The sequence below is a fragment of the Pseudomonas sp. genome, assembly GCF_050739995.1.
Taxonomy (GTDB): Bacteria; Pseudomonadota; Gammaproteobacteria; order Pseudomonadales; family Pseudomonadaceae; genus Aquipseudomonas.
Window position 1 is genome coordinate 1 of record NZ_JBOICG010000054.1, and the last position, 10,261, is coordinate 10,261.

General features: G+C 60.6%; 7 protein-coding genes. 5 read left to right on the forward strand and 2 right to left on the reverse strand.

Annotated features, from left to right (window positions below; all coding sequences use genetic code 11):
• The first annotated feature begins 21 nt into the window (after positions 1 to 21).
• The 4 genes from ACRESD_RS01910 to ACRESD_RS01925 all read left to right on the forward strand — a co-directional run bounded on the left by ACRESD_RS01910 (position 22) and on the right by ACRESD_RS01925 (position 4,467).
• A complete protein-coding gene (locus tag ACRESD_RS01910) occupies positions 22 to 1,233 on the forward strand; it encodes a hypothetical protein (protein ID WP_431749387.1) in 1,212 nt (403 codons plus the stop codon).
• Between the two features lie 67 nt (positions 1,234 to 1,300).
• A complete protein-coding gene (locus ACRESD_RS01915) occupies positions 1,301 to 1,873 on the forward strand; it encodes a DUF2239 family protein (RefSeq protein WP_431749388.1) in 573 nt (190 codons plus the stop codon).
• 25 nt (positions 1,874 to 1,898) lie between these two features.
• Positions 1,899 to 3,254 (forward strand): MATE family efflux transporter, encoded by a 1,356-nt coding sequence (locus ACRESD_RS01920; RefSeq protein ID WP_431749389.1) that lies wholly within the window; start codon positions 1,899 to 1,901, stop codon positions 3,252 to 3,254.
• A gap of 40 nt (positions 3,255 to 3,294) precedes the next feature.
• Entirely contained in the window at positions 3,295 to 4,467 is a 1,173-nt protein-coding gene (locus tag ACRESD_RS01925) for an MFS transporter (protein ID WP_431749390.1), read from the forward strand.
• Here ACRESD_RS01925 and ACRESD_RS01930 read toward each other — a convergent pair whose 3' ends face one another.
• Both ACRESD_RS01930 and ACRESD_RS01935 read right to left on the reverse strand, forming a co-directional pair.
• The gene (locus ACRESD_RS01930) at positions 4,468 to 4,833 is read right to left on the reverse strand and encodes a type II toxin-antitoxin system HicB family antitoxin (protein ID WP_431749391.1); all 366 of its coding nucleotides are present in this window, start codon (positions 4,831 to 4,833) and stop codon (positions 4,468 to 4,470) included. It lies immediately after the preceding gene.
• Positions 4,830 to 5,081: a type II toxin-antitoxin system HicA family toxin gene (locus ACRESD_RS01935; protein WP_431749392.1), complete on the reverse strand. Its 252-nt coding sequence runs from the start codon at positions 5,079 to 5,081 to the stop codon at positions 4,830 to 4,832. The genes ACRESD_RS01930 and ACRESD_RS01935 overlap by 4 nt, the downstream gene beginning before the upstream one ends.
• 209 nt (positions 5,082 to 5,290) lie before the next feature.
• On the opposite strand from ACRESD_RS01935, the gene ACRESD_RS01940 reads away from it, so the two are divergent.
• Positions 5,291 to 10,261: amino acid adenylation domain-containing protein (locus tag ACRESD_RS01940; RefSeq protein ID WP_431749393.1), on the forward strand; the 4,971-nt coding region annotated here is incomplete at its 3' end.

Consider the following 10,261-nt stretch of genomic DNA (forward strand, 5'->3'; position numbering starts at 1 on the left):
CTCAAGTGCTGAGGTGTTGCGATGTCATCTGTGTACAGCTATCAAAACGGACCCGTTCAGGGCGGTGCCTTTCGACAAAATGAGTCGGCAAACGCGGCACCCGAGAATAAGTACTCAACTTCTACCAACGGGAGCCTCGCCACGGAGCTCCTGAATAACTTCGATTATTTTGAAGACCCGAGCCAGAAGGTCATAAGCCAAGCCAGACTTCGTGAAGTTGCCGGCCGGCCTATGACCGGTAATCCGGTGGACGACAACATGACGCTGTTGGCGCGTGAAATTCTCAACCGTCCCTCGATGAACCGGATGATGGCGCCGATAACGTTTGCCAACCCCAGCGGTGATCAGATCTCGCGCAAGGACGTAGCGGAGGTCATTGAAGGTCCCCAAAAAGATGAAAAGCCGCGTAATACTTCATCACGTGGAGCCTCTTGGGGGGCTAACAACTCAGTAGGCAATGCGCATCGCGGATTAATGAACTCGCCGACAAACACTTTTATGGCACCTCAGATGGCCCCTCAAATAGGGCCTTTCATGCCGTCTGAAGGTCAGGCTCCTAATTCGATCGTTGCGCAGGACTTCGCAGATAACTTCAGTTATTTTCAAGATCCACGTACTGGGTTTGTGTCCCAGGCGAGCATCATAGATGTTGCCAACCGTCCACTGACTGGCGATCCGTTTCAAGATCAAATGACCTTTTTGGCGAGGGAAATTCTCCTCCGCCCAGAAATGAACCATCTGCTTGATGCCATAAACAACAACGGCCTGGAGGATGGGTACATCAGCCAAGGCGATGCGAATAGGGTTGTTGATCACTACGAGCGTGAGGAAGGGACATTCAATGGTTTTTCGCCGAGGCAGGGCTATCAGCAACAGCCATCTTATGGGGCGGCCGGTGGTTACGGTCTATCGCAAGCTGGCGGCATGAGCCCAGAGAATACTCAACTCGCCAACGATTTCGGAAGCGTCAGCGACTCTGGTCTCGCCTTGGAACTAGGCAATAACTTTGACTACTTCAATCCGAACGCCAATGACAAAATCACCCAGGCATCCCTGCGTGAGGTAGCTGGCCGATCACTGACTGGAAATCCGGTCGACGACCGGATGACCCTGCTGGCGAGAGAGATCATCAGCCGGCCTGCGTTCAACCGTAAACTGGACTCGGTCGAAGACAGTGACAAGCCGGACAGGATCATCGGGCGCGATACGGTTGAGACCCTCTCCAAGCAATAGACTTGCAGACTACAAAATTTTGGCTAATATAGCCCGGGTAAAATAATTAATACCCGGGTAATAAATCATGCCTACGCAAAATACGCCCTTGTGCACTGCCTTCGTTCATCACCAACGCGTGGCGGCTGGTAGCTATACCGAGGTGGCCGACGCCTTATCAAGCCTCGCCGTGGCGACTGGCAGCTTCCTGGTTTTTGATGATGCCACCGGCACTCAGGTCGACTACCCCTGGCCAGCGGGTTATGCGCCCGTGCAACCCGCACAGGCCGAAGTCGATGACGAGCCACCCGTAACCCCGTCGGTCGGCCGCCCGAAGCTAGGCGTAGTCGCGCGTGAAGTCACGCTGTTGCCGCGTCATTGGGAGTGGCTGGGCCAACAACGGGGTGGCGCTTCGGCAGCGTTGCGTCGGTTGGTGGATGAAGCTCGCACTGTGCATGCATCCCGTGATCAGATGCGCCACGCCAAGGAAGCCAGCTATCGTTTCATGAGCGCCATCGGCGGTGACCTGCCAGGTTTCGAAGACGCCTCGCGGGCGCTGTTTGCCCAGGATGCTGCTGACTTTTCCAACAAGATTGCGCATTGGCCGATAGACGTGCAGGTGTACCTGGCTTGGCTGTCGCGTAATGCCTTTACTGCCTAACAATAATTAAGGGACTCGAACCAGCATGGAAGTCACCCCCAAACGGCCGTTGTGGCAGATCTACCTGTTATTTCTGGCACCGATGGTGTTGTCCAACTTTCTGCAGAGCTTTTCCGGCACCCTCAACGGCATCTATGTCGGGCAAATGCTCGGTACCCAGGCGCTGGCGGCGGTGTCGGGAATGTTCCCCATTGTATTTTTCTTTATCGCCCTGGTGATCGGTCTCGGGGCGGGCGCGTCGGTGCTCATCGGCCAGGCATGGGGCGCCCAGGAGACAGGGCTGGTCAAGGTGATTACCGGCGCCACCCTGACACTCGGGGCGCTGGTGGGGCTGGTGGCGGCGGTGCTTGGCAGCCTGTTTGCGCGCCCAGCCTTGCAGGCGTTGGGCACGCCAGTGGATGTACTCGACGCTGCCGTGGGCTACGCCCAGGTGATGATGTTGATCATGCCGCTGTTGCTGGTCTTTATCCTCTACACCCAGTTGCTGCGTGGCGTCAGTGACACGATCTCTCCGCTATTGGCGCTGATGGTGTCGACCCTGGTTGGCCTGTTGCTGACTCCCGCGTTGATCCGCGGCTGGATCGGCCTGCCGCCCATGGGTATCCAGAGTGCGGTATACGCAGGGCTGGTGGGTAACGCCCTGGCGATGCTGTTTCTGATCCTGCGCCTGCGCCACAAAAACCATGTGATGGCACCGGACCGCGAGCTATTGGCCGCCCTGCGCCTGGACCGGGTGATCCTCGGCAAAGTCCTGCGCATCGGCCTGCCCACCGGCTTGCAGATGGTGGTGCTGTCGCTGTCGGAGTTGGTCATTCTCGCCCTGGTCAACGGGCACGGCTCCCAGGCCACGGCGGCCTATGGTGCAGTGACGCAGATCGTCAACTACGTGCAGTTTCCAGCGTTGTCGATTGCCATCACCGCCTCGATCCTCGGTGCCCAGGCGATTGGCGCCGGGCGCCTGGAACGTATCGGGCCGATTCTGCGCACCGGGCTGTTGATCAACACCTGTCTGACCGGCGGGCTGATCGTGCTTGGCTACCTGTTGTCGCATTGGCTGTTGGGGCTGTTCATCACCGACGACGTTGCGCGTCTCAAGGCCGAACACTTGCTGCACATCATGCTCTGGAGCGTGCTGGTCTTCGGTTTCCAGGCGGTGGTCGGCGGGATCATGCGCGCCAGCGGCGTGGTGCTGATGCCGGTCGCCATCTCGATCTTCTGTGTGCTGTGCGTTGAGCTGCCGATGGCGTACCTGTTCAATGCGCACTTCGGCCTGGAAGGGGTGTGGATGGCGTTTCCGGTAACCTATCTGGCGATGCTGGTCTTGCAGACAGCGTATTACCGGCTGGTGTGGCGGCATAAGCAGATCACGCGGTTGGTGTGATACAAGGTTGCGCAATTTAAGGATTGAAGGCGTTTAACCCATGGCAAACCCCTACGCCGAGTTGTTTCAGGCACCTGGTTCGCGTGCTTTTGTGTTGGCAGGCATGCTGGCGCGCATGCCGGTGTCCATGACGGGTATCGGCTTGATCACCATGCTCTCGCAGGTGCACGGTGGTTATGGCCTGGCGGGCTCGGTGGCCGCCGTGTTTGCCCTGGCCACGGCCTTGTGCGCGCCGCAGGTTTCACGTCTGGTCGACCGATACAGTCAGGGCAGGGTGCTGCCAATTGCGGCGTTGATCGGTGGCGGGGCCTTGCTGATGCTGCTGCTGTGCACCTACGTGCAAGCGCCGAACTGGACGCTGTTTGTGTTCGCCGCGCTCGCCGGGTGCATGCCCAACATGTCGGCCATGGTGCGCGCACGCTGGACCGAGTTGTATCGCGGCCAGCCCAAACTGCAAACCGCATTTGCCCTTGAATCAGTGCTGGATGAAGTGTGCTTTATCATCGGGCCGCCGATTTCGGTCGGCTTGTGCGTGGTGTTGTTCCCACAAGCCGGCCCCTTGGTAGCGGCGCTGTTGCTGGCGGTGGGCGTCACCACCTTTGTGTTGCAACGCCAAACCGAGCCGTCGGTGCACGAACACCAGGGCCATCATCGCCGTTGGTTGATCGCTTCGCCTTCGGTGCTGATCCTGATGATCCTGTTGCTGGCCATGGGGGTGATCGTCGGCGTAGTGGATGTGGTCAGCGTGGCTTTTGCACAGCACCAGGGCCAACCGGCAGCGGCGAGTATCGTGCTGTCGGTGTACGCCATCGGTTCATGTCTGGCAGGGCTGGCGTTCGGCACCCTTAAACTCAAGGCGCCGCTGCCCCGGCAGTTCCTGTTCTGCGGCGTGGCCACCGCCTTGACGACATTGCCGTTGCTGCTGGTGACCAACATCCCCGGGCTGGCCGTGGCGGTGTTTGTTTCTGGATTGTTCTTCGCGCCGACCCTGATCGTGTCCATGGCCCTGGTGGAACAGGTCGTCCCGCCAAGCCGCTTGACCGAAGGCATGACCTGGCTGATCACTGGTCTGAGCATTGGCGTGGCCATCGGTGCCGCCAGTTCCGGTTGGATGATCGATCACTTTGGCGCCACCAGCGGATTTTGGGTGGCGCTGATGGCGGGCGCGGTAGTGTTGGGGGCAGCGGTGTTGGGGTATCGACGGTTGGGGTAGTCAGCCGATCGCCGGACAGGAGTCGGCGCTGTGATGCTGTAGGAATTCATTGAGCGCTTGGCGAGTGAGGTCGTTGAGCGTTACTTTTTTGCGGGCCGCTGCCAGTGCCGCCGCCAAGTGCAGGTCATGTCCGACTCGGACGTTGAATGAGCCTTTGCAAGGCTTCTCGGGTGTTTGTCCGAGGCCCTGACAGGTAGTGAGGTAATCGTCCACGGCCTCCCGGAATGCTGCGTCCAATTCGGCGACGGTTTTCCCTTCATAGCTCACCAATGCCTTGATGAACAAGATCTTGCCGAACAGGCAGTTGTCTTCGAGGCTGGCTTCGATAGAGCCGATATAACCTTTATGTTTCAGTTGGTTGTTCACTGAATCAGTTCTCCTGATCTCAATTGTTCGATGATCTGGCGCCGAATGTAGTGTTTCAGTTCGTTGCCGGGGTGGGGCTTGTGCAAGGTGATCATTGCACTGGGGGCGCCGATGTCGAATTTCACACGGCTTCCGGCCCCCTCAATCTGTGTGTAGCCCAGCCGACGCAAAAGCGTTACGAGCTCTGGCCAGGTAAATGCAATTTGCTCATTGAGCAGCTTGGCGAGCAGCTTTTCATTTTTGGACACGGCGTTCCCTGCGTGTAACTAAATGTAGTTGCAAAAAGTGGTGTGCGTCAATGCTAGCTCGGCTTCAGCTGTCACTGCTGAGATTGATGTAACCCTTAATGACACTGCGCTGCGTGCTACCCATCCCCCGCTAATTTTTCCCTTCCCGGTTCGTTTTATAGGGACGACGTGCCTTTGTGCTTCCCGCCTATTGTTCCGGACTCCAAGAAATGAATGCTGAAGACTCCTTGAAACTTGCTCGCCGGTTTATCGGGCTGCCCCTGGAAAAACGCCAAGTGTTCCTGCAAGCCTTGCAGAAAGAAGGCGTGGATTTTTCCAGGTTTCCGATACCGGCAGGGGTGGAAGTGGAGGATCGCCAGGCGCTGTCCTATGCGCAGCAGCGCATGTGGTTTCTCTGGCAGTTGGACCCGGCAAGTGGCGCCTACAACCTGCCCGGTGCCGTGCGGCTGAAGGGCGTATTGAATGTGCGCGCAATAGAGCAAGCCTTCGCCAGCCTGGTGGCGCGCCATGAAACCTTGCGCACGGTGTTCCAGCGCCAGGCAGATGATCGCCTGGAGCAAGTCGCCAAGGTGCCGTCGCTGGCCATTGAACACCTGGATCTCAGTGCATTTGCGGGCGATGCGCGTGAGCAGGCCGTCAATGACGCGGCAACCCGTCAATCGCTGCAGCCGTTCGACCTGGAAAACGGCCCGCTACTGCGTGTGCAACTGCTCAAGCTCGATGAGCAGGAACACGTGTTGCTGCTGACCCTGCACCACATCGTCTCCGATGGCTGGTCGATGAACGTACTGATCGACGAGTTCATTCGCTGCTACGACGCCCACGATCGCAATGAGTCGCCCCAACTGCCGGTGCTGCCGATCCAGTACAGCGACTACGCCCTGTGGCAGCGTCGCTGGCTGGAAGCGGGAGAGCAGGCACGTCAGTTGGAGTACTGGCAGGCGCGTCTGGGTGATGAGCATCCTGTGTTGGAGCTGCCGACGGACCGCCCGCGCCCGGCCATGCCCAGCTATCTGGGCACTCGCCATGATTTCGCGATCGACCCGGCACTGGCCGCGCAACTGCGTGGTTGCGCGCAGGCCCATAACGTCACCCTGTTCATGTTGTTGCTCGGTGCGTTCAACGTTTTGCTGCATCGCTACACGGGGCAGGGCGATATTCGCGTTGGTGTGCCGATTGCCAACCGCAACCGCACAGAGGTCGAAGGGCTGATCGGTTTCTTCGTCAATACCCAGGTGTTGCGTACCGAACTCACCGGGCAGACCCGTATCGCCAAATTGCTGCAAGGCATCAAGGAGCACGCCCTGGGTGCCCAGGCCCATCAGGAGTTGCCCTTCGAGCGTCTGGTGGAAGCCTTGAAGGTCGAGCGTAGCCTCAGCTATACACCCTTGTTCCAAGTGATGTACAACCACCAGCCGCAGGTGGCGGATATCACCGCCGTCAGCACGGCCTCCGGCCTGGAACTGGCTTTGGTGGAGTGGCAAGGGCGTACCACCCAGTTCGACCTGACCCTCGACACTTATGAGAAATCCGGCACCCTGCATGCGGCGCTGACCTACGCCAACGACCTGTTCGACGCGCCTTCCATCGAGCGCATGGCGCGTCACTGGATCAGCTTGCTACACGCCATGGTTGAGGAGGGTGACCAACGTGTCGGTGAATTGCCGATGCTGGCCGCCGACGAGCGCCACGTGCTGGTGAGCGCCTGGAACCGGACCGCCGAGGCGTACCCGACCGAGCGTGGCATTCATCAGTTGATCGAGGATCAGGTGCAGCGCACGCCGCACGCACCGGCGTTGCAGTTCGGTGCAAGTACCCTGAGCTACGCCCAGCTCGACGCCCGCGCCAACCAGTTGGCCCACGCCTTGCGCGAGCAGGGCGTCGGCCCGGACGTGTTGGTCGGGATCTGCGTCGAGCGCTCCGTCGAGATGGTGGTGGGGTTGCTCGCCATCCTCAAGGCCGGGGGGGCCTACGTGCCGTTGGACCCTGAATACCCTCAGGACCGTCTGGCCTACATGATCGAAGACAGCGGCATCACGCTGCTGCTGAGCCAGCAGAGCCTGCTGCCGATGCTGCCTGCTGCGGGTGCACAGGTGATAGCCCTGGACCAGGCCTCAGATTGGCTCGACGGCTACAGCACTGAATCGCTTGCCGTCAATATCCACGCGTTGAACCTGGCCTACGTCATCTACACCTCCGGCTCTACCGGCAAGCCCAAGGGGGCGGGCAACAGTCATCGTGCATTGGTCAACCGCCTGTGCTGGATGCAACAGGCCTACGGTCTGGATGCCGGCGACGCGGTCTTGCAGAAAACCCCATTCAGCTTCGATGTGTCGGTGTGGGAGTTCTTCTGGCCGTTGATGACCGGCGCACGCCTGGTGGTCGCAGCGCCAGGTGAGCACCGTGAGCCGGCGCGTCTGATCGAAACCATCGGCCGTTACGCCATCAGCACCTTGCACTTTGTGCCCTCGATGCTCCAGGCGTTCATCCATGAGCCGGGTGTGCACGCCTGCACGGGACTCAAGCGCATTGTGTGCAGCGGTGAAGCCTTGCCGCTGGATGCGCAATTGCAAGTATTCGCCAAGCTGCCGGGGGCGGGTTTGTTCAACCTCTACGGCCCGACCGAAGCCGCCATCGACGTGACCCACTGGACCTGCGTCGACGAAGGCGCCGACAGCGTGCCCATCGGCCGCCCGATTGCCAACCTGGCCACCTACGTGCTCGACGCCCAGCTCAATCCGGTGCCGGCCGGTGTTTCGGGCGAGCTGTACCTGGGCGGCACCGGCCTGGCGCGCAGTTACCACCGCCGCCCGGCGCTCACGGGCGAGCGTTTTGTCCCCAGCCCGTTTGTGGGCGGCGAGCGCCTGTATCGCACTGGCGACCGTGTCTGCCAGCGTGCCGATGGCGTGATCGAATACCTCGGCCGCCTCGATCATCAGGTGAAACTGCGCGGCCTGCGCATTGAGCTGGGCGAGATCGAGACGCGCCTGATGCAGCACCCTTCGGTGCGTGAAGCGGTGGTGCTGGTGCAGGGCGGCAAGCAGTTGGTTGCCTACCTAGTGCTCGAAAACGACGAATCCGCCGACCTCAAGGCGTGGTTGCTCGGCAGCCTGCCGGAATACATGGTGCCGACGCACCTGATCCCACTGGCCAAGCTGCCGGTCACCGCCAACGGCAAGCTGGATCGCAAGGCTTTGCCGTTGCCGGACGCTACGCCGCAACAGGCATTCATCGCCCCCGAAAGCGCACTGCAAAAAGCTTTGGCGGCGATCTGGGTCGATGTGCTTGGCCTGGAACACGTCGGCCTGGACGATAACTTCTTCGAACTGGGCGGCGACTCGATCATCTCCATTCAGGTGGTCAGCCGTGCGCGTCAGGCTGGAATTCGCCTCAGTCCGCGTGATGTGTTCCAGTACCAGAGTGTACGCAGCCTGGCGTTGGTCGCGACTTTTGAGCAGGCCGGTGTGATTGACCAAGGGCCGGCCAGCGGCGAAGTGATCCTGACGCCGGTGCAGCACAGTTTTTTCGACCAGGTGATTGCGGCGCGTCATCACTGGAACCAATCGTTGCTGTTGACCCCGCGTGAGCCTCTGCAGGCTGCGCGCCTGGAAGCGGCGTTGACGCAACTGATCAATCATCACGACGCTCTGCGCCTACGCTTTGTGCAGCACGCCGATGGTTGGAAGCAATCTTATGCAGCACCGGTCAGCGAGGTTGGGTTGTGGCAGTCCCAGGCTGCGGATGACGCTCAACTGGCCGCCCTGTGCGACGAAGCCCAGCGCAGCCTCGACCTCGAGCAAGGTCCGCTGCTGCGCGCCGCCCTGGTCAACATGGGCGATGGCAGTCAACGTCTGCTGCTGGTGGTGCATCACCTGGTTGTGGACGGCGTGTCGTGGCGCATTCTGCTGGAAGACCTGCAACAGGCTTACCGCGAAGCACCCCTTCCAACCAAGACCAGTGCCTTCCAGCAATGGGCGCAGCAGTTGCACGCCCATGCACAAGAGCTCAATGCGCAACTGCCTTACTGGCAGGCACAGGCCATCGACGCCGAGCTGCCGTGCGACAACCCCCAAGGAGGCCTGCAAAGCCGCCTGGGCAGCAAAATCGAGATTCGCTTGAATGCCGAGCTCACCCGTCAATTGCTCCAAGAGGCGCCAGCGGCTTACCGCACTCAAGTCAATGACCTGCTGCTGACCGCACTGGCCCGCGTGGTCGGCCGCTGGAGCGGCCAGCCCGCCGCGCTGATCCAGCTGGAAGGGCATGGCCGTGAAGACCTGTTCGATGACGTCGACCTGACCCGTACGGTTGGCTGGTTCACCAGCCTGTTCCCCGTGCGTTTGCAGGCTGAGGGCGAGCTGGCGAGCGCGATCAAGTCGGTCAAGGAGCAACTGCGCGCCGTGCCCGACAAGGGCTTGGGCTACGGTCTGCTGCGTTACCTCGGTGCGCCGGCGGTTCGCGCATCTCTCGCCGGTCTGGGGGCGCCGCGTATCACCTTCAACTACCTGGGGCAGTTCGATCGCCAGTTCGATGACTCGGCGCTGTTTGTACCCGCCAGCCAAGGCAGCGGCCAGGCCCAGGACCTCGAGGCGCCACTGGCCAACTGGCTGACGGTGGAAGGGCAGGTGTACGGCGGTGAGTTGGCGCTGCAATGGGGCTTCAGCCGCGAAATGTTCCAGGCTTCGACCATCCAGCGCCTGGCGGATGACTACGCCACGGAACTCAAGGCCTTGATCGCCCACTGCTGCGCCACGCCAGCAGGGCAGGTCACACCGTCGGACTTCCCGCTGGCCCGCCTGAGCCAGTCGCAACTGGACGCGCTGCCGGTCGCCGGGCCGGCCATTGCCGACCTCTATCCGCTGTCGCCCATGCAGCAGGGCATGCTGTTCCACACCCTGTACGAGCCTGAAGTACAGGCCTATATCAACCAACTGCGCCTGGACATCGAAGGCTTGGATTTATTGACGTTCGGCCGCGCCTGGCAGGCGGTGCTCGACCGGCATGACATCCTGCGCAGCAGTTTCCATTGGCTGGGCCTGGACAGTGCCCATCAGGTGATTTCGCGTCAGGTCGACCTGCAATTGCAGGTGATTGAAGATGCCAATGCCGACTTCGATGCGCTGGCCGTCGCCGAGCGTGAGCGCGGTTTTGTGCTGAACAGCGCGCCGTGGTTTCGCCTGATG